Source organism: Rhodococcoides fascians NBRC 12155 = LMG 3623 (assembly GCF_001894785.1).
In the GTDB taxonomy this organism is placed as follows: domain Bacteria; phylum Actinomycetota; class Actinomycetes; order Mycobacteriales; family Mycobacteriaceae; genus Rhodococcoides; species Rhodococcoides fascians.
The window spans coordinates 360315-379628 of sequence record NZ_BCWW01000006.1 but is presented as its reverse complement, the minus strand read 5'-3'; the positions used below and the strand labels follow the sequence as shown (position 1 = coordinate 379628).

Annotated in this window: 18 protein-coding genes; 11 read left to right on the top strand and 7 right to left on the bottom strand. The window is 65.9% G+C overall.

The genetic code is table 11. From position 1 onward, the window contains the following. Window positions 1–8: 8 nt before the first annotated feature. Window positions 9–1565, bottom strand: a complete 1557-nt coding sequence (locus RFA01S_RS15095; protein ID WP_238325164.1) for a DEAD/DEAH box helicase — start codon at window positions 1563–1565, stop codon at window positions 9–11. 413 nt (window positions 1566–1978) lie between these two features. Here RFA01S_RS15095 and RFA01S_RS15090 point away from each other — a divergent pair, with 413 nt between their 5' ends. Together RFA01S_RS15090 and RFA01S_RS15085 are read left to right on the top strand one after the other, a co-directional pair. Next, window positions 1979–2713, top strand: a complete 735-nt coding sequence (locus RFA01S_RS15090; protein WP_032366312.1) for a ferritin-like fold-containing protein — start codon at window positions 1979–1981, stop codon at window positions 2711–2713. A 137-nt stretch (window positions 2714–2850) separates the two neighbouring features. After that, complete coding sequence (locus RFA01S_RS15085) at window positions 2851–3078, top strand: DUF3107 domain-containing protein (protein WP_027496533.1); 228 nt, start codon at window positions 2851–2853, stop codon at window positions 3076–3078. Between the two features lie 83 nt (window positions 3079–3161). Here RFA01S_RS15085 and fasR read toward each other — a convergent pair whose 3' ends face one another. Further along, the gene (fasR, locus tag RFA01S_RS15080; RefSeq protein WP_027496534.1) at window positions 3162–3815 is read right to left on the bottom strand and encodes an HTH-type transcriptional activator FasR; all 654 of its coding nucleotides are present in this window, start codon (window positions 3813–3815) and stop codon (window positions 3162–3164) included. 336 nt (window positions 3816–4151) lie between these two features. Here fasR and RFA01S_RS15075 point away from each other — a divergent pair, with 336 nt between their 5' ends. The 3 genes from RFA01S_RS15075 to RFA01S_RS15065 all read left to right on the top strand — a co-directional run bounded on the left by RFA01S_RS15075 (window position 4152) and on the right by RFA01S_RS15065 (window position 7346). Further along, window positions 4152–5180 carry a DUF3152 domain-containing protein gene (locus tag RFA01S_RS15075; RefSeq protein WP_370878773.1) on the top strand — a complete coding sequence of 343 codons (1029 nt, stop codon included), beginning with the start codon at window positions 4152–4154 and terminating at the stop codon, window positions 5178–5180. A gap of 76 nt (window positions 5181–5256) precedes the next feature. Then, window positions 5257–6423, top strand: a complete 1167-nt coding sequence (moeZ, locus tag RFA01S_RS15070; RefSeq protein ID WP_080729269.1) for an adenylyltransferase/sulfurtransferase MoeZ — start codon at window positions 5257–5259, stop codon at window positions 6421–6423. Between the two features lie 68 nt (window positions 6424–6491). After that, window positions 6492–7346, top strand: coding sequence for a TIGR02569 family protein (locus RFA01S_RS15065; RefSeq protein WP_027496537.1), 855 nt, complete (start codon window positions 6492–6494; stop codon window positions 7344–7346). Here the strand turns inward: RFA01S_RS15065 and RFA01S_RS15060 are convergent. After that, window positions 7336–8028, bottom strand: a complete 693-nt coding sequence (locus tag RFA01S_RS15060; protein ID WP_027496538.1) for a FadR/GntR family transcriptional regulator — start codon at window positions 8026–8028, stop codon at window positions 7336–7338. The genes RFA01S_RS15065 and RFA01S_RS15060 overlap by 11 nt on opposite strands. 98 nt (window positions 8029–8126) lie before the next feature. Between RFA01S_RS15060 and RFA01S_RS15055 the strand changes: the two genes are divergently transcribed. The 6 genes from RFA01S_RS15055 to RFA01S_RS15030 all read left to right on the top strand — a co-directional run bounded on the left by RFA01S_RS15055 (window position 8127) and on the right by RFA01S_RS15030 (window position 15990). Further along, window positions 8127–9368 (top strand): MFS transporter, encoded by a 1242-nt coding sequence (locus RFA01S_RS15055; RefSeq protein ID WP_027496539.1) that lies wholly within the window; start codon window positions 8127–8129, stop codon window positions 9366–9368. Window positions 9369–9592: 224 nt separating this feature from the next. Next, window positions 9593–10996 carry a nitrate/nitrite transporter gene (locus RFA01S_RS15050; RefSeq protein ID WP_032407092.1) on the top strand — a complete coding sequence of 468 codons (1404 nt, stop codon included), beginning with the start codon at window positions 9593–9595 and terminating at the stop codon, window positions 10994–10996. A gap of 59 nt (window positions 10997–11055) precedes the next feature. Continuing rightward, window positions 11056–13551, top strand: a complete 2496-nt coding sequence (gene nirB / locus RFA01S_RS15045) for a nitrite reductase large subunit NirB (RefSeq protein ID WP_032407019.1) — start codon at window positions 11056–11058, stop codon at window positions 13549–13551. 128 nt (window positions 13552–13679) lie between these two features. Then, entirely contained in the window at window positions 13680–14057 is a 378-nt protein-coding gene (nirD, locus tag RFA01S_RS15040) for a nitrite reductase small subunit NirD (protein ID WP_032366318.1), read from the top strand. Window positions 14058–14077: 20 nt separating this feature from the next. After that, a complete protein-coding gene (locus tag RFA01S_RS15035) occupies window positions 14078–15259 on the top strand; it encodes a uroporphyrinogen-III synthase (protein ID WP_052060652.1) in 1182 nt (393 codons plus the stop codon). Further along, on the top strand, window positions 15256–15990 hold the full coding sequence (locus tag RFA01S_RS15030) for a sirohydrochlorin chelatase (protein ID WP_052060633.1): 735 nt from the start codon (window positions 15256–15258) through the stop codon (window positions 15988–15990). The genes RFA01S_RS15035 and RFA01S_RS15030 overlap by 4 nt, the downstream gene beginning before the upstream one ends. On the opposite strand, the gene RFA01S_RS15025 is transcribed toward RFA01S_RS15030, so the two are convergent. The 4 genes from RFA01S_RS15025 to RFA01S_RS15010 are packed head-to-tail and all read right to left on the bottom strand — an operon-like array spanning window position 15947 to window position 19303. Then, complete coding sequence (locus RFA01S_RS15025; RefSeq protein WP_072692101.1) at window positions 15947–17728, bottom strand: NTP transferase domain-containing protein; 1782 nt, start codon at window positions 17726–17728, stop codon at window positions 15947–15949. The two genes, RFA01S_RS15030 and RFA01S_RS15025, sit on opposite strands and share 44 nt — an antisense overlap. 13 nt (window positions 17729–17741) lie before the next feature. After that, complete coding sequence (locus RFA01S_RS15020; RefSeq protein ID WP_238325086.1) at window positions 17742–18188, bottom strand: PaaI family thioesterase; 447 nt, start codon at window positions 18186–18188, stop codon at window positions 17742–17744. After that, complete coding sequence (locus tag RFA01S_RS15015) at window positions 18185–18526, bottom strand: MGMT family protein (protein WP_027496546.1); 342 nt, start codon at window positions 18524–18526, stop codon at window positions 18185–18187. The genes RFA01S_RS15020 and RFA01S_RS15015 overlap by 4 nt, the downstream gene beginning before the upstream one ends. Continuing rightward, window positions 18527–19303: an alpha/beta hydrolase gene (locus RFA01S_RS15010; RefSeq protein ID WP_032370927.1), complete on the bottom strand. Its 777-nt coding sequence runs from the start codon at window positions 19301–19303 to the stop codon at window positions 18527–18529. Window positions 19304–19314 lie beyond the last annotated feature (11 nt).

Below are 19314 nucleotides of genomic sequence, written 5' to 3'. Positions count from 1 at the left end.
GCGGGAGACTACTCCGACGCGCTCGCCGTCGACGGTCCGGTCTCGGCGGACGATCCGCTCGTGCGGCGACGGCGTCGGCGACGAGGAGCGGTCTTGGTCGACGCTTCCGGTGTCGACGAATCGGTCGAATCCGACTGTGCCGCAACAGGGTTCGCGGTCGATGCAGAGGCGTTGGCCGAGTCGGTCGAGGTCGAGGCCTGGTCCCCGTCCTGTCCCGCGCGGGTGCGACGGCGGCTGCGTGAGCGGCGCGGCTTGCTCGGTGCGGACGCCTCTGCCGACGGTGCTGCGGACTCGGTGTCGGGGGCCTTGTCAGCGGCCTGCTCTGCGGCTCGCGCGGGTGCCGCCTTGCGTACGGTGCCGGTCGCATCGGTGGGGATATCGAGCTCGGCGAACAGATGCGGCGAGCTCGAGTAGGTCTCGACCGGATCCGGCATACCCAGATTCAGGGCCTTGTCGATCAGCTGCCAGCGCGGGATATCGTCCCAGTCGACGAGGGTGACGGCGATACCGGTGCGCCCTGCACGGCCGGTACGGCCGATGCGGTGGACGTAGGTCTTCTCGTCCTCGGGGCACTGGTAGTTGATGACGTGGGTGACGTCGTCGATGTCGATACCCCGGGCCGCGACGTCGGTGGCGATCAGCACGTCGATCTTGCCGGTGCGGAACGCCTTGAGAGCCTTCTCGCGTTGGACCTGCCCGAGATCTCCGTGGACCGCGCCGACCGAGTAGCCACGCTCGGCGAGCTCGTCGGAGACCTTCTGCGCCGTGCGCTTGGTGCGGGTGAACACCATCGTCGCGCCGCGGCCTTCCGCCTTGAGGACCTTGGCGACCATCTCGACCTTGTCGAGTGCATGCGCCCGGTAGACGTGCTGGGCGGTGCGATCGTGCACGGCGGAGGACTCAGCCTCTTCGGCCCGGATGTGCGTCGGCTGCGTCAGGAACGTGCGCGCCAGCGTGATGATCGGGCCGGGCATCGTCGCGGAGAACAGCATCGTCTGACGCTTGTCGGGGACCATGCCCAGGATGCGTTCGATGTCGGGAAGGAACCCGAGGTCGAGCATCTCGTCGGCCTCGTCGAGAACCAGGACGCCGACCTTGCCGAGGATCAGGTGGTTCTGCTTGGCGAGGTCGAGTAGACGGCCGGGGGTGCCGACGACGACGTCGACGCCGTTCTGGAGCGCGCTGATCTGAGCTTCGTACGGGCGACCGCCGTAGATGGAAAGAACCTTCACCGGGCCGTTCGCGGCGCTGAGGTACTTCGATGCATTCTCGAGGTCGGAGCTGACCTGAACACACAGCTCACGGGTCGGCACGATGATCAGCGCGCGTGGCGTGCCGTCGAGCGGGGTCGTTCCGGAATTCTCCGTGGCGAGACGATGCAGAAGAGGCACGCCGAAACCGAACGTCTTGCCCATTCCGGTCCTGGCCTGCCCGATGAGGTCGTCGCCCGCGATGGCCAGCGGAAGAGTGAGCTCCTGGATGGCGAAGGTGCGCTCGATACCCATGTCGGCGAGTGCACGAACGATGTCGGCGTCGACGTTCAACTCGGCGAACGTCGGTGGCACATGCGTGTCGTCCAGTTGGGCCGACAGGGTGGTGTCGCCGGTCTCGGATTCTTGGTCTACGACTATCTTGCTCAGGGGACTGGCCTTCCTCGTGGTCGAACGTACGCACAAGGAAGGGCACAGGCCTATTGCCGGCCGAAGTCGATGCCCTCAATCCGATGTGATGTCGCCGTCAGCCTCAGCGCGGCCGCGAACTGTGACGTTCGCTGCGGCGAAGCTCTCGAGGCGACCCGGATCAGGTGCGCACACATTATCGATGATCGCCGCATCGGCTTTCGGTCCGTGTGACAGGTCCGCGAGCAACGATCGACACCATGGTAGCTTGCCCGGCCCGATTCTCCACGGTCGACGGGTCGCGGCAGGTGTGACGCGCCCCGCGACGGGGCGTCGGACACGGGTCTACGATTCGTGGAATGGGAGCCCATTCGTCGGAGTCGTCGTCGCCCGCAGTTGCATCCACCGCCCTCGTCGGGTCGAGCGATCCGGACAGAGGGGAGCCCGCGATCGCACACGATCACCCGGGCGTTCCCGACTTGTTCGCCGTGCTCGCCTACGGCGAGATCTCTGCGTTCTACCGGTTGGCGGAGGACGCTCGAATGGCTCCGTCCATGGAAGGCCGGGTGGCGCTGGCGAGTATGGCCGCCGCCGAGATGAGTCATTTCGAGACGTTGGAACAGGCTTTGTCCAACCGTGGCCTCGACGTGTATTCGTCGATGGATCCGTTCGTGCGGGCTCTGGACGAGTACCACGCCTCCACCACGCCGTCGACCTGGTTGGAGTCTCTGGTCAAGGCATACGTGGGTGACGGAATCGCCGCTGATTTCTACCGGCAGATCGCGCACAGCCTCGCCCCCGACGTCGCGGAGATCGTTCGCGACGTGTTGGCCGAGACCGGGCACTCGGAGTTCGTCGTCCACGAGGTGTCCGAACGGGTCCGGGCGAGCTCCCAGGACAAGGCACGCCTGATGTTGTGGGGGCGTCGACTGCTCGGCGAGGCGATCACGCAGGCCCAGTTCGTGCTCGCGCAGCGCGAGTCGCTGACCGATCTCGTCATCACCGCGTCGGGCGACCTCAACGGGGTCGTCGCACTGTTCGATCGCATGCAGGAGCAGCATGCCGAGCGGATGTCCTCGCTCGGGTTGGACTGATCGGCTCGATCGGGCACCGGGCGGGGCGGGTCCCCGCCGGTGTTCGCTGACAGCACAGGCCTGGAAGCGGCTGCGGCACGCGGGCTGCACTAGCCTGGCGAGAACAGCGTCAGTTGTCGAGAGTTCGGAGGTTGACCGTGGAGGTCAAGATCGGTGTGTCGGAGAGTTCCCGTGAGCTCGTCGTGAACAGTGCGCAGTCCCCGGCCGAGGTCGAGGCGCTCGTATCGACCGCCTTCGCAGGTAAGGACGGAGTGCTGTCGTTGGAGGACGAGAAGGGACGCAAGTTCTTGATCCAGACCGCCAAGGTGTCGTACGTCGAGATCGGCCCGTCCGATCCTCGCAAGGTCGGGTTCGCAACCACCTGAGACGGCCGGTAACACCACACGCCCCTCGTTCTACTCGAACGAGGGGCGTGTGGCGTATGTGGGAGGGATGCCCGACCGGCTGGTTACGGAGACTGCAGCGGAACGTGCGACAAGCCGCCCCAGGCCAGTGAGACCGTGGTGTCGACGGCGTCTTCCTTGGAGATCGGCCGATCTGCTTCGAGCCAGTAGCGCGCGGTGAACTGGCTGGCACCGACTAGGCCGACGGCCAGCACTCGTGCTCGGTACGGATCGAGTCCGGAATCGTGGGCGACCAGGTCGAAGACGGCGTCGACGCATGCTTCGGTCGCCTGCTCCACGCGGGCGTTGACCTGAGGGTCACCCATCAGATCCGACTCGAAGACCAGACGGAAACCCTGGGTGTCGGTGTCGACGAAATCGTAGAACGCCAGAACCGCGGCGCGGACGCGTTGCTTGTTGTCCGTCGTCGAACGCAGAGCCTGACGAACCCCGGCGATGAGGGTGTCGACGTAGCTCTGCAGTACCGCCAGGTACAGCTCGAGTTTGCCGGGGAAGTGCTGGTAGAGAACCGGCTTGCTGACTCCGGCGCATTCGGCGATCTCGTCCATTCCCGACGCGTGATAGCCGCGGGTCACGAAGATTTCGCTCGCAGCAGCCAGCAGTTGCGCCCGACGGGCATCACGCGGCAGCCTGGCGCTGCGGCGGTTGCCGGTGGTGGCCGGACGGTCGGAGGACCTCCGGTCGTCGAGATCTGTCATCAAATATGTTCCCATCGCGTCGACAGCTGCGCTCGTCTTGGTTCGACAACGTGCGGTCCGGCGTGAACTTTCGGCGGGTGGCCTTCGGTTCGGACCGCTCGTAGCGCAGATCACGGGCAACGATACTCGTGGCCGTCGGCACCGCTGGGATCCTGGGGGATCCTTGTCGGAAACGGTCGATCTCGAATCACATCGGATGGTTTGTTTGTACGATGTTTGTCGTACCGAGAGCCCGATAGATCCGTCCCCGGTATCGGCGTGCCGAGCGGCGAGCGAGCAGGATTGTGAGATCGTGAGCGAGTGACTGACCGAGGCGAGCCGCGAATTCGCGGCGGTGTGCAGTCCGGCGGGTTCGACGAGCGGTCGGACGATCTTCCACGAGGCGTGGGTGGTCGTGGGTCGCATCAGCCTTTGCGCGCGCAGTGGGACCCGACGCAGCGCGAGGTCAAGGACCGCAGTCGCCGCCCCGAGCGTGACGTGCGTAAACAGACCAAGTTGGGAAAGTTCGCCGCCACCTACGGCTGGCGGGCGTACGCGGTACCGATCCTGATCGCCGTCACCGCGCTCGTGGTCGTCGATGCCGTTCGGGCCGGTGACCCGGTTGTCGGCACCGCCTCTCAGGGCACCTCGCAGGACCCAGGGTTCGGCACGCTGAGCTCCGATACGTCCGGAACCGGAATCATCGGGGTCCCGCCGCAGGCCGACGGCAACTTCGCGGAAACGATCTCGTCCGGTGAGCTGCCCGACGGTGGACCGTTCGCGGTGCAGGGGGCAGGCACCTGGCACACCGTCGCCGGAAGCACCGAGCAGGTCGGCCAGGGAACCGAGCGGGTGTTCACCTATACCGTCGAGGTCGAGGACGGTGTGGACACCGTCGGTTTCGGCGGCGACGAGTCGTTCGGCCGTCTGGTGGATCAGACGTTGGCCAACCCCAAGAGCTGGACCAACGACCCACGTTTCGCGTTCCGCCGTATCGATCAGGGTGACCCGGATTTCCGGATCTCCCTGACGTCGCAGATGTCCATTCGGCAGGCGTGTGGATACGACATCCAACTCGAGGTGTCCTGCTACAACCCCGGCATCGAACGGGTCGTGCTCAACGAACCCAGATGGGTACGCGGAGCGATCTCCTTCCAGGGAGACATCGGTTCCTACCGTCAATATCAGATCAACCACGAGGTCGGGCACGCCATCGGCTACCAGCAGCACCAGCCGTGCGAAACCGACGGCGGGCTGGCACCGGTGATGATGCAGCAGACGTTCGGAACGGCCAACGACGACATCGCGCGGCTCGACCCCGAGGGCGTCGTGCCCATGGACGGCAAGACCTGCCGGTTCAACCCGTGGCCCTATCCGCGCGGGTGAGCGATCGCGGATTAGATTCGAAGGCGGCGAACGCAATTGTGCGGTCGCCCCGTCGAGTCGAGGAGTGTCGCTGAGCGTGGTCCACCTACCGCCACTGGTCGAAGCCACCGGTGAACTGACCTCCGAGGAGGTTGCCAGGTACAGCCGTCACCTGATCATTCCGGACGTCGGAACGGACGGCCAGAAGCGGTTGCGGAACGCCCGCGTGCTCGTGGTCGGAGCCGGCGGACTGGGTTCGCCTGCGCTGCTGTACCTCGCGGCCGCCGGCATCGGAACTCTGGGCATCGTGGAATTCGACGACGTCGAGCTGTCCAACCTCCAGCGACAAGTCATCCATGGGCGGTCCGACGTCGGACGACCGAAGGCCGACAGCGCACGGGACTCGATCCTCGAACTCAACGACGGCGTCTCGGTGGTGCTGCACAGGGTCCGCCTCGACTCGTCCAACGCGATCGACATCTTCGGCAATTACGATCTCGTTCTCGACGGCACCGACAACTTCGCCACCCGATACCTCGTCAACGACGCGGCCGCACTGGTCGGTATCCCGTACGTGTGGGGTTCGATCTACCGGTTCGAGGGGCAGGTCTCGGTGTTCTGGGATGCAGCTCCGGGCGGCGTCGGGATCAACTATCGAGATCTGTACCCCGAGGCTCCGCCGCCGGGAATGGTGCCCTCCTGCGCCGAGGGTGGCGTCCTGGGCGTGCTCTGCGCCTCGATCGGGTCGGTGATGGTGACCGAAGCCATCAAGTTGATCACCGGAATAGGCGAGACGCTGCTGGGACGGCTGATGATCTACGACGCGTTGGCCATGAGCTACCGAACCGTCGGACTGGCCCGTGATCCGCACCGAACCCCGATCACGGAACTGATCGACTACGACGCCTTCTGCGGGGTGGTGCCGGCCGTCGAATCCGACGACGCCTCGATCAGCCCCGAGCAGCTACGGGCGATGTTGGATTCCGGACGCGAGGTCGCCTTGATCGACGTGCGTGAGCCGGTGGAGTGGGACATCGTCCGCATCGAGGGCGCTCGGCTGATACCACGCGGGCGAATTCTGTCCGGGGCGGCGTTGGCCGAGCTGCCACAGCAGGTACCGATCGTTCTGTACTGCAAAACCGGCATCAGGTCCGCGGAGGTTCTCGACGCACTCGTCGGTGCCGGTTTCACCGACGCAACCCATCTCGACGGCGGAATCGTGGAGTGGGCCAAGCAGATCGAGCCCGGCCTGCCCATCTACTGACGTGGCGGCTGGGCCGCATGCGCGCGTCGTCCGCAGAGCTCTGCCCGATCGGCGGTACCGTGGCGTTCGTGAGCTCTGTCGAACCTCCTCAGCACGTGATCTCTACGTTCGGGCTGCGCGATGTCGAGCCTGCGCCACTGGGTGCGGACTGGGACGGAGGGTGGCGTCTGGGTGACGTCGTGCTCTCGCCCGTCGCCGATCACGCTCGCGCAGCCTGGTCTGCGAAGGTGCGAGAAACACTGACTGTGGACGGTGTGCGCCTCGCTCGACCGGTGCGCTCGACCGATGGTCGATACGTCGTGTCCGGTTGGCGTGCAGATACGTTCGTCGCAGGCGAACCCGAGCCTCGCCACGACGAAGTGGTCTCGTTGTCCATGCGGTTGCACGCAGCGACCGCGCAGTTGGAACGTCCCCGCTTCTTGGTGCAGCCACCCGTCGCCCCGTGGGCCGACGTCGACGTGTTCGTCGCGGCCGACCGGGCCGCCTGGGAGGCCGTTCCGCTACGGACCGCTCGCGGTGCGGGTGCGCCGGAGCCGTCGTCGAGTGACGGCAAGAGCAGCCTCGAATTGGTCAAACAGCTTGCGACACTGCGTAAGCCCGTCGAATCGCCGGACCAATTGGTACACGGCGACCTGTTCGGGACGGTGTTGTTCTCCGGCAGCGATGCTCCGGGGATCAGCGATATCACCCCGTACTGGCGTCCGGCGTCGTGGGCTGCCGGCGTCGCCGTGGTGGACGCGCTCTCGTGGGGAGACGCCGACGACGGTCTGGTGGGCCGGTGGGACGATCTACCGGAATGGCCGCAGATGCTGTTGCGCGCGTTGATGTTTCGTCTGGCTGTGCACGCACTTCATCCGCGGTCGACGTCGGAGGCATTTCCCGGCCTCGCGCGCACGGCAGATCTGGTGCGTCTCATTCTGTAGGTTCGGGCGCGTGGCCCGGAGGGGCGGAGAGTTCGCGGAACAGCGACCGGGCGGAGGCGATTGCCCGGGCCGAATCACCGTCCACGATGGCGTCGACGAGGGCTGTGTGCTCGGCGACGTAGTCGTCGTCGTGAGCAGTGGCGTGTTCTCTGATCGTCTCGTGGATCACCGGTAGCAACGAGTCGTAGAACTCCAGGTAGATCGCGTTGTGGCTGGCGGCGACGATGCTCCGATGCAGGCGCGCGTCGATTCGTACGGCGTCGGCCAACGGCACGTCGCCGCTCGACCAGGCGACATTGCGGTTCTCGAGGGCGTCGTTCATCTCTCGGATGTCGTGCTCGTCGCGTCGATCCGCAGCCAATGCTGCTGCGGTCACCTCGAGAGTTTCCCGGAGCTCGGTGACGTCGCGATAACGGGCGTCCGAGAAGTACTTGCCCAGGGTGCCGCCGAGGTCCGAGCAGGTCATGACGAACGTTCCCGACCCCTGCCGTCGCTCGACCATGCCGGCGTGGACGAGTGCCTGAACGGCCTCACGAACCGTGTTTCGCCCGGTGCCGGTCATCTCGCACAGCTCCGGTTCGGTGGGAATTCTGCTGCCGACCGGCCATCGTTTCGACGTGATCTCGTCGCGCAGGGCTGCAGTGACCTGGGTGATCAGGCTCGATCGGTGGACCTGGCGCACGGAGGCTCCTCGTTCTGGGGGCGGTGCAGTGCTCGGGGTGCTGCGCCGACGATGATACTGCGTTGCACCCGATGATCCGGTCATCCTATGATTACGCGGTGAGTGCGCCTACCGTTTCCGAGACCACCCAGACCGGTACATCACTCGTTCGCGGCCGACTGCTGGTGTTCGCCGCCATCGTTCTTTCTGCGCTGACGCTGCGCGCCGCCGTGACGTCCATCAGCCCTCTGTTCGGCAGGATCGCAACGGATCTGCAGTTCGGGGATGCCGTCATCGGCGTCGTCGGGATGCTGCCGCCGGCGATGTTCGCCGTGTTCGGGTTGGCGACACCGCTTCTCGCCAAGCGCACCGGTCTCGAGCGCGCCGCCCTGCTCGCCATGGCGTTGACCACGATCGGGATGGCCACCCGGGCATTCGCGCCGAACACGGCGTCGTTGCTGGCGCTGTCCGCGATCGCCCTCGCCGGCATGGGTATCGGAAACGTCGTCATTCCACCTCTGGTCAAGCGGTACTTCTCGGATCGACTCGCAGTGGTCAGCACCATCTACATCTGTGCACTCCAGATCAGCACCATGATTCCGCCGCTGCTCGCGGTTCCGGTCGCCGATGCCCACGGGTGGCGGCTCTCCATCGGGGTCTGGGCGATCGTCGGTGTTGCCGCAGCATTGCCGTGGCTCGGTGTCGTGATCGCCCGACGTGGTCGCGACGAGAAGGACGTCTCTGCCGAGGCCGGTTCGGCGGCCGTGCACACCCGATCCGGCGGCCGCATCCATCGATCCTCGCTCGCGTGGGGAATGGTGATGATGTTCGCGATGACGTCGCTGATCACGTATTCGATGTTGACGTGGCTGCCGACGCTGTTGATCGACTCGGGTATCGGCGAGGGGTTGGCCGGAGCCTCGGTCGCCGCGTTCGGAGCGATGGGCCTGGTCACGTCGCTGGCCACGCCGACCCTCTGCGCAAAACTGCGAAATCCGTTCGGCCTCGTCCTGGTCGCCGCGGTGTGCTACCTCTGTGGGTTCTCCGGCTTGCACTTCTCGCCTGCCGCCGGAACGGTGATCTGGGTGTGCCTGATCGGCCTCGGCACGATGACCTTTCCGATGTCGCTGACGCTGATCAATCTCAGGACCCGCACCGCGGTGGGCTCATCCTCGCTCTCGGGCTTCACCCAGGGGCTGGGCTACGTGGTGTCGGCCACCGGACCGATACTGTTCGGCTTCCTGCACACCGTGTCCGGCGGTTGGGGATTGCCGCTGACGCTGCTCACCGGATGCGTTGTGATTCTGCTGGTCGGCGGCTATCTGTGCTGTCGACCTCGGATGCTCGAAGACTCCTGGTGACCCGGCTCGTCGACGCGTTCGATCTCACGTACGCGTCGACGAGCGGGTGAGAACGAGTTAATCAGCGGGTCACCGCACGCAGCGCCGCTGCAACATGGCTTTCCTATCTTGGTGTCACTCACCGAACCAGGAGGCCATACGTGACCAGCCTTTCTCGCAGCGCTTCAGCCGAAACCGGCTCTGCTGCCACCGCACCCGTTCCGCCCGGAACCGTTCCCGTCTCGGTGAATCACCGGATCGCGCATTGGAATTCCGAGGACGTGCAGGCGTGGGAAGGCGGCGGTAAGCAGATCGCCAAACGAAACCTGATCTGGTCGGTCGTCGCCGAACACGTCGGCTTCTCGATCTGGTCGATCTGGTCGGTGATGGTGTTGTTCATGCCGTTGTCGGTCTACGGCATCGATGCCGCGGGCAAGTTCTTCCTGGTGGCCGTCCCCACCCTCGTCGGTGCTGTCCTGCGCATTCCGTACACGTTCGCCACGGCGAAATTCGGCGGGCGCAACTGGACCATCTTCAGCGCTCTGGTGTTGCTGATTCCCACGCTGTTGACGATGTACTTCATGTTGAACCCGGCCTCGTACACCACGTACATCATCGTGGCGGCGTTCGCCGGAGTCGGCGGCGGTAACTTCGCCTCGTCGATGACGAACATCAACGCCTTCTATCCGCAGCGCGAAAAGGGTTGGGCCCTCGGACTGAACGCCGGCGGAGGCAACATCGGCGTACCGGTCATCCAGCTCATCGGTCTGCTGGTCATCGCTACCGTCGGCAACACCGCACCCGAGATCGTCTGCGCCGTGTACCTGGTGTTCATCGCGATCGCCGCCGTCGGTGCCGCGCTGTACATGGACAACCTCGACAACCAGAAGACCAACGGCCGCTCCATGATCGACGTGTTGAAGTTCTCCGACGCATGGTGGATCGCCTTCCTCTACATCGGCACGTTCGGATCGTTCATCGGCTTCAGCTTCGCATTCGGGCAGGTACTCCAGATCAACTTCCTGGCCGGATTGACCGACGGGGCACCCGCCACGGCGGCTCAGCAGGCCCAGGCCTCGCTGCACGCTGCACAGATCGCGTTCCTCGGGCCACTGCTGGGGTCGCTGTCGCGTCCGTTCGGCGGCAAGCTCGCCGACAAGATCGGCGGCGGAAAAATCACCCTGTACACGTTCGTGGCCATGACCTTCTCCACCGGAATTCTGGTAGCGGCCAGCACCTGGGACGACTCGACGCCCGGGGCGGCCAGCGGCACTGTGATGGTCCTCTTCGTCATCGGATTCATCGCACTCTTCTTGCTTTCGGGCCTCGGCAACGGGTCGGTGTACAAGATGATTCCCGCGATCTTCGCTGCAAAATCTGTTGCACTGCAGGGCATGACGGTCGAGGAACAGCAGCACTGGTCCCGCAAGATGTCCGGCGCACTGATCGGGATCGCCGGTGCCATCGGCGCACTCGGCGGTGTCGCCATCAACCTGGTGCTGCGGGCGTCGTACTCCGGTAGTGCGAAGTCGGCAACCACAGCGTTCTGGGTGTTCCTCGGCTTCTATGTGGTCTGCGCGATCGTCACGTGGGCGATCTACCTGCGCAGGACCGACTCCGCCGATGCCGACGCTCCGGTAGCCGTCTGACGCTCGGTGCAGGCGCGCTCGAAACATTCTGCACGGCAACGAAATCGGAAGGACCCGCAATGAAGAACGCGGTAGTGGTAGGGCACGGAATGGTAGGGCACAGGTTCGTCGAGGCGCTGCGGGCGCGCGACGAGGGTGCCGAGTGGAAGATCACGATCCTGTGCGAGGAAGCTCTGCCGGCGTACGACCGGGTGGGTCTGTCGTCCTACGTCGGTGCCTGGGACCACAAGGAACTTGCGTTGGCGGGCAACGACTATCCGGGCGACTCCCTGGTCGAGATGCGTACCGGGGTGCGGGCCGAACGCGTCGACCGTGACCACCGAACCGTCATCACCTCGGCCGGCGACACCGTGGACTACGACGCGCTGGTCCTCGCCACCGGCTCCTACCCGTTCGTCCCGCCGATCGCCGGACACGACCTGCCCGCCTGCTTCGTCTACCGCACCCTCGACGATCTGGACAGGATCCGTGCACGCGCCGACGCCGCTGGACCGGGAGCCGTGGGCGTGGTCGTCGGTGGCGGCCTGCTCGGCCTCGAAGCGGCGAATGCGTTGAAGAAGATGGGCATGACGCCGCACGTCATCGAGTTCGCGCCGCGATTGATGCCGCTTCAGGTGGACGAAGGCGGCGGTGCGCTACTGGCCCGCCTCGTCACCGATCTCGGATTGAACGTGCATGTGGGAGTGGGCACGTCGTCGATCACCGAGAACGACAGCGCCGGATTGACGGTCGCGCTGAGCAACGGCGATACGATCGACGCGGCGCTGCTGGTGTTCTCCGCGGGGGTACGACCGCAGGACCGGCTGGCTCGCGAGAGCGGCCTCGACGTCGGCGAGCGCGGCGGTATTCTGGTCGACATCGGCTGCACCACATCCGATCCCGACGTCTACGCCATCGGCGAATGTGCTGCGGTCGAAGGCCGATGCTACGGACTCGTCGCGCCCGGATACTCGACGGCCGAGGTGGTGGCCGACCGATTGCTCGGCGGCGCAGCGGAGTTCCCCGGAGCGGACATGTCGACCAAGCTCAAGCTCATGGGCGTCGATGTGGCGAGCTTCGGTGACGCGATGGCCGCAACTCCGGGTGCGCTCGAGGTGGTCTTCAGCGACGCGCCGAAGGGCACCTACGCCAAGCTCGTCGTCACCGACGACGCCAAGACGTTGCTCGGCGGCATCCTCGTCGGCGACGCATCGGCGTACTCGCTGCTCCGGCCGCTCGTCGGACGCGAATTGCCGGGCGATCCGGGTTCGTTGATCTCTCCGGCGGCCGAGCAGGTCGGCATCGGAGCGCTTCCCGACGACGCCGAGATCTGCTCGTGCAACGGTGTGACGAAGGGTGCGATCTGCTCGGCCATCTCCGACGGTGCGTGCGATCTGGCCGCGGTGAAGAGCTGCACCACGGCAGGCACCACCTGTGGAGGATGCTTGCCGTCGATCAAATCACTGCTGGCGGCATCGGGAGTGGTGCTGTCGAAGTCGTTGTGCGAGCACTTCTCTCAGTCGAGGGCCGAGCTGTTCGAGATCGTGCGGGCGACGAACACCCGAACTTTCTCGTCGTTGATTGCCAAGTACGGATCGGGTGCCGGCTGCGACATCTGCAAGCCCGTCGTGGCCTCGATTCTCGCGTCCACCTCGTCGGATCACATTCTCGACGGTGAACTGGCGTCGTTGCAGGACACCAACGACCACTTCCTGGCCAACATCCAGAAGAACGGCACCTATTCGGTGGTGCCTCGGATGCCGGGAGGCGAGTGCACGCCCGAGCAGTTGATCGTCATCGGTGAGGTCGCCCGGGACTTCGGGCTGTACACCAAGGTGACCGGCGGGCAACGCATCGACATGTTCGGTGCCCGCGTCGAACAGCTTCCCGAAATCTGGAAGCGGCTCGTCGACGCAGGCATGGAATCGGGTCAGGCGTACGGAAAGTCGCTGCGTACGGTCAAGAGCTGCGTCGGGTCCAGCTGGTGCCGCTACGGTGTTCAGGACTCGGTGGGAATGGCCGTCGACCTCGAGAACCGGTACCGCGGACTGCGCTCGCCGCACAAGATCAAGTTCGGAGTGTCGGGCTGCGCACGTGAGTGCGCCGAAGCCCGCAGCAAGGACGTCGGCATCATTGCCACAGAAGGTGGCTGGAATCTCTACGTGGGCGGCAACGGTGGCCAGTCGCCCAAGCACGCCCAGTTGCTCGCGTCCAACCTCGACGACGCCACACTCGTCAGCTACATCGACCGCTATCTGATGTTCTACGTCCGCACCGCGGACCGCCTGCAACGCACCGCACCGTGGCTGGAATCGCTCGATGGGGGATTGGACCACCTCAAAGCCGTCGTCTGCGAGGACAGCCTGGGCATCGGCGCAGAACTCGAGGCAGACATGGCACGCCACGTCGCCGGCTACAAGGACGAATGGGCAGGGGTGCTCGAGGACGAGGAGAAGCTCGGCCGGTTCGTGTCCTTCGTCAACGCTCCGGCCGAGGCCGATCCGACCATCGCGTTCGACGAGTCCGGCGCACGCAAGGTGCCCGTGCTGATGGGGATGCCGCGCATCGGAGCGTGACGTGATCGAGTGACGGGTTCCTGACAACTGACAGGTCACGAACCTGAGCGCATGTGCACAGGTGGGTAATCGCCGCTTAACGGCCAAGAAACACGGGCAGCGTCAAATAGCTGACCAGGAGGTACGTCATGACTGTCATCGATTCACATACTTCGGTACCGAACGATCTTTCGCGAGACTGGACCCCGGCCTGCACCCTCGACGCTCTAATCCCGGGCCGCGGGGTGGCGGTGCTGCTGCGCGGCGGCACCCAGGCGGCACTGTTCTTGCTCGACGACGGACGACTGTTCGCCGTGGGCAACATAGATCCCTACGGCCGGGCCGCAGTGATGTCGCGTGGTCTGGTCGGCGACCGCGGCGGCGAGCCCACGGTCGCGTCTCCGCTGCTCAAGCAGGTCTTCTCTCTCGTCGACGGACGTTGCCTCGACGATGCGGAGGTCTTGCTCGGCTCGTTCGAGGTCGCCACGGTCGAGGGTGTCGTGCTCGTCCGCGGCGGATCTACGTGACCGAAAATGCCGGGGCGGACATGCCCCTGGCCGGGTTCACCGTCGGGGTGACGGCGTCGCGTCGCGCCGAGGAGTTCGCGACTTTGCTCGAGCGGCGTGGGGCCAGTGTGATGCACGCGCCTGCGATCAGGATCATCCCGCTCGCCGACGACGCAGAGTTGGAACGCGTCACCGCGGCGATCATCGCTGCACCACCCGAGATCACCGTCGCCACCACGGGAATCGGTTTTCGTGGCTGGATCGAGGCCGCCGACGGTTGGGGGCGAGCCGAAGAACTCGGTCGTGCTCTGGGTGCGTCGCGACTGTTGGCGCGTGGTCCCAAGGCCACCGGTGCCATTCGAGCGGCGGATCTACGTGAAGAATGGTCGCCTGCCTCCGAGTCGTCCGCCGAAGTGCTCGAACATCTGCTCGCCGAGGGCGTCGAGGGCAAACGCATAGCGGTACAACTGCACGGCGCGACCACCGAGTGGGAGCCGGTTCCGGACTTCTGCGAGGTACTGCGTTGCGCCGGAGCCGAAGTGGTACCGGTGCCCGTCTACCGTTGGACGGCGCCCGACGATCAGAGTCCGATGGATCGCATGATCGAGTCGGTCGTCGTCGGTGAACTCGACGCCATCAGCTTCACCTCGGCACCGGCGGTCGCGTCGATGCTGATGCGTGCCGACGAGAACGGCGTACTCGAGCCTCTGCTGCAGTCGATGCGTACGCGGGTGCTCCCGGTGTGCGTGGGGCCGGTCACCGCAGCCCCGCTCGAACAGCTGTCGGTTGCCACCACTGCGCCTGCGCGTGCGCGCCTCGGCGCGCTCGCCCGTCACATCGCCGAGGAGCTGCCCAGGAGAACCGGTCGCCTGCACGCAGGCGGGCATGTGGTCAGTGTTCGGGGACGGTGTGTGGTGGTCGACGGGGAGGTGCGGCCCGTGTCCCCGGCCGGGATGGCGCTGATGAAGACGCTGAGTCGTAATCCGGGGCGCGTGGTCTCCCGTGAAGACCTGTTGGCCTCGTTGCCCGGAGGGGGTGGCGATACCCACGCGGTGGAGACCGCCATGACCCGACTCCGTTCCTCACTGGGGGCACCCAAGGCGATCCAGACCGTGGTCAAACGCGGCTACCGTATCGCGTTGGACTATATCGAGACCGAATCCGACTGCGATGCACACGAACCCACGGGGGCTGTTGCCGTGAGCGAGGGGAGTAAGTACTGATGGAACCCACCTTGGTGTTGGTCGCACACGGCACTCGAAACCCGCGCGGTGTGGAGATGGTCGCCGCGCTCGCCGACGCCGTCTCGAAGCAGATCGGTACTACGCGTGTCGCCTTCGTCGACGTGCTGGGACCGTCCCCGTCCGAGGTACTGCGCGACACTCCGGAATCGGCGGTCGTCGTTCCGGCATTTCTGGCATCGGGTTATCACGTCCACACCGACGTGCCGCGCGAGATCACGGACTGTGCGCACTCGTCGGTCGCCGTCACCCGTGCCCTCGGGCCGGACCCGGTGCTCGCACGAGTGATGGTCGATCGGCTCCGGGACGCCGGCTGGCGAGCCGGCCAGAGCATCGTGCTCGCGGCCGCAGGATCGTCCGATCCTCGTGCGTTGCAGGAACATCGGATCGCGGCAGCCATGCTCGCGGACGCGGCTCGGACACCGGTGAAGATCGGATACGTGGCCACCAGTACGCCGACCGTCGCGCAGGCGGTGTCCGGGCTGCGGGAAGCCGGGCACGATCGAGTGTTCGTGGCGAGCTATCTGCTGGCTCGTGGGCTCTTCCACAATCGGTTGGCCGACGTGGGAGCCGACGGCGTCGGTGCGCCGCTCGGGGTGCATCCGGCCATCGTCGATCTCGTCGTCGAGCGGTACCAAGAGGGTGTTCGGCTGCTGGCCGGTTCGGAATTCAGTACGGCAACGGAAGAATTGTCACCGGCTCGTCGTCGCTGACGTCGGCGGGTATCACGGCGAGAGCATCACGGCCGACAAGGTGCGCCAGATGAGCTGTCCGGACCTTGACGTCGGCTCGCCAGCGGGTACCGTCGGCCACCACGGGAACGATTCGAGGGATCGGGGCTCGAACCTCGGATGCATTGGACAACAACCCCGTTCGCGGTGAACGCGGAATGCGAGCGGTGAGCGCGTCGACGATCGCCGGTGCGGTCAGCAGCGCCGTGCTCACTGCCGCGAGCGGATTGCCGGGGAGGCCGAGGACAACCGTACCGTCGGGCAGGGTCGCGGTGATCTGAGATCCGCCGGGACGCACGCGCACTCGCCCGACGACGGTTTCGGCACCGAGGGCGGCGAGCGTGGAGCGTAGCTGATCGGCGGCACCTCCTCCGGTGGCTCCGACCACGACCACGAGGTCGATGTTCTCGGTACTTCCCAAAAGGTCGGCGAACGCGGTCGCCGTGTCGTCGAGCAGCAGTGCGTCCACGACAGCGATTCCACAGTGCGCCAGATACTCCGGCAGCGCCGATCCGAGTACATCCCTGGTCTCCCCGGGTGCCAGCGGACCCGATACCCGAATCTCGTTCCCGCTAATGACAATTTGTGCGCGAACCGGTCCCCGCACATCGAGTTCGGTCACCTCCGCGCTCGCGGCGAGTGACCGAACAGCAGTGCCGATTGCGGTACCCGAGGCAACCAACTCCGTTCCGGGAAGCCAGTCCTCGCCGCGGCGACGCGTGTCGTCGGTCGACGTCGCCGTCGGTGCGCGTTCCACGACGCCGGCCGGTGTCGTGACCGCGTGTTCGTCGCGAACGACCGCAGTGGCACCGGGAGGAAGCGCTGCGCCGGTCGCGATGCGTACTGCGCTGCCGTCGGCGAGTCGGGCGATGCCGGACGTTCCGGCGTAGGCGATATCGGGCCTCAGCGTCCACGGAGGGGGTCCGCTCACGGCAAATCCGTCCATCGCGGAGATGTCGACCGCAGGCAGTGCTGTTGCTGCCACCAACGGTTGCGCGAGCACGGTCCCAGCCGTGTCCTGCAACGGAATTCGATGAACCGGGAGGGCGGCTACTCGCTGTCGAATTCGTTCGTGCGCGGCGTCGATGTCGAGTACGTCGTCCGATCTCGACGCGGCTGCGGCGCGCGCGGCTACCAGATCGGCAGGGGTGTCGCAGTCCTCGATATCGGCAACCGTGACGACGCGGTGCTCGTTCGGTACGAGTGCGCGCATCGGGGCGCCCTCGACGGTATCGAGCGCCGCCACCGCCGAGCGCAGCGCGCTGTAGCGCCAGACTCCGAGCAGGAACTGGGTGCGACCGGTGGCGTCGGCCGCGAACACTGCGTCGGTCTCGACTCGGTAGAACTGATCGATCAGTGAATGCACCGCAGAAGCATTCAGCAGCGGTATGTCCGACGCTACGACTGCCACCAGATCGGCTGTGCCGTCCAGTGTTTCGAGTCCGGCGGCCAGAGCTGCCACCGGGCCGCCGCCGGCGGGGGACTCTCGGGTCTGCACAACCGAACCCGGTACTGCGTCGCGTGTGGGGCCCACCAGTACCGTTCGGCGACAGTCCGAGACGGCCGACACTGCAATGTCGACCAGTCGTCGTCCGCCGACGGTGAGCGCGGGCTTGTCGACTTCTGCAGATGGCGAGCCGGCAAGGCCTGCCATTCGCGATCCGCGACCACCCGCGAGCACGATGGCGTCGCAGATCGGCTCGGTCGACGAGCCGCTCACCGGTGCGATCCCATCACGTCGGCAGCGGCACGTTCTGCAGTCGAACCTGGCCGCGCGCGATGGTCTTACCGCTGTCGGTCGCGATGATCGTGACCAGCCAGAGTTGCTGAACGCGGCCCTGCTGCAACGGTTCCGCGAGAACATCCACCCGTCCGCCTTTGCTGGCGCGCAGGAAATCGGTTCCGTTGTGCACTCCGACCGCGAACTCGCCGCGATCCTTGACCGCCTCACTCGCACCGATGCTCGCGGCGCTTTCCACGGCGCTGGAATAGACCCCACCGTGCACGACGCCCCAGGGCGTGAAATGTTCCTCGGTCAACTCGATGTGCCCCGCTACCCGCGTGCCCGAGACCTCGTCGATCACCAGGCCGGCCGCGGCGACGAAAGTGCTCGCCTTGGACAGGGCGAACTTCGCCGCAGGGCGTGGATCGAACTGCCCGAGCCGATCTCCGATGTTCATCCTTCGAGATTAGTGGTCGACGTCGGAGGCTGGGGGAGCGCCCCGAAGTCGAAGCGAACGGACTTCAGCGACACTCGCCCGTCGCGGATCTCGACACCTTCTCCGCGCAGCGTCTCGAGTTGTCTCGTCGCCAGATGCGCCGCAGGCTTTCCGCTTGCACCCAGGACACGGTGCCACGGCAGATCGGCGGAGTCGGTCCGCATGATCCACCCGACGATGCGGGGGCTGGACAGGTCGGCCGCCGCCGCGATGTCCCCGTAGGTGGCAACGGAACCGACGGGAATCGACGCGACCAACGCGCGTACCCGCTCCACCTGCGCCTCGGTGATCGGAGCCATCTACAGCAGGGATCGCACCAGCTCGGCCACGTCGGCCGGCTTGGCCTGGCCGACCATGTGATCGCAGTCGAGTTCGACGGTGCGCAGGTTCTCGCCGAGCTTGTCTCGGAGCGCGGACACGAATTCTTCGGTCACGTAAGGAGGTTCGACGCGCATGGCCCGCACCACGATGGTCGGGACGCTCTCGGCGGGCACCACGATCGGACGAGCGAGCTCGCCCCACGTCGCAACGATGGCCGGAATCGACATTCGCCACGCGACCTTCCCGCCGTCGGCAGGGACCAGGTGATCGGCGACCTCGCGGTCGAGCAACTCGGTGGGCACGTCCGCCCAAGCCCCGTGGATCTTCTCCGAACGCGCCTCGTCGGCGTCGGTGTAATCGGGGGACTTCGCAGTGGCCTCGGCGACCTCGAGCAGCTCCTCCGGCGGCAAGGCAATCGCAGGATCGAGCAGCACCAGCGCGCGCACCACCTCCGGGAACCGCTGTGCGAGATGCACGGCCAACGCGCCGCCGTACGAATGTCCGAGCACCACGACCGGACCGCGCGCATGGGCGTCGAGCACGGCCTTCAGTGCGGTGACCTGAGCGTCGATGTCCCACGGTGGAACGGACGGAGAACGGCCGTGGCCGATCAGATCGGGAGCCAGAATGCGGGCCTCGGGCAGGTGATTCTCGGCGAGGTCCCACCAACGGGCACCGTGGCCGGTTACACCGTGAACGGCGAGGATTTCGGGACCGTCTGCGGGTCCGAACGTATGCAGATTCAATTCGGGCACGTGAACCACTA

What these genes read in the sequence shown, in the direction of transcription:
- RFA01S_RS15090 (WP_032366312.1), top strand. Translation starts at nt 1,979, where the DNA reads ATGGGAGCCCATTCGTCGGAGTCGTCGTCGCCCGCAGTTGCATCCACC.
- fasR (WP_027496534.1), bottom strand. Translation starts at nt 3,815, where the DNA reads ATGACAGATCTCGACGACCGGAGGTCCTCCGACCGTCCGGCCACCACC.
- nirB (WP_032407019.1), top strand. Translation starts at nt 11,056, where the DNA reads ATGAAGAACGCGGTAGTGGTAGGGCACGGAATGGTAGGGCACAGGTTC.
- nirD (WP_032366318.1), top strand. Translation starts at nt 13,680, where the DNA reads ATGACTGTCATCGATTCACATACTTCGGTACCGAACGATCTTTCGCGA.
- RFA01S_RS15035 (WP_052060652.1), top strand. Translation starts at nt 14,078, where the DNA reads ATGCCCCTGGCCGGGTTCACCGTCGGGGTGACGGCGTCGCGTCGCGCC.
- RFA01S_RS15020 (WP_238325086.1), bottom strand. Translation starts at nt 18,188, where the DNA reads ATGAACATCGGAGATCGGCTCGGGCAGTTCGATCCACGCCCTGCGGCG.
- RFA01S_RS15015 (WP_027496546.1), bottom strand. Translation starts at nt 18,526, where the DNA reads ATGGCTCCGATCACCGAGGCGCAGGTGGAGCGGGTACGCGCGTTGGTC.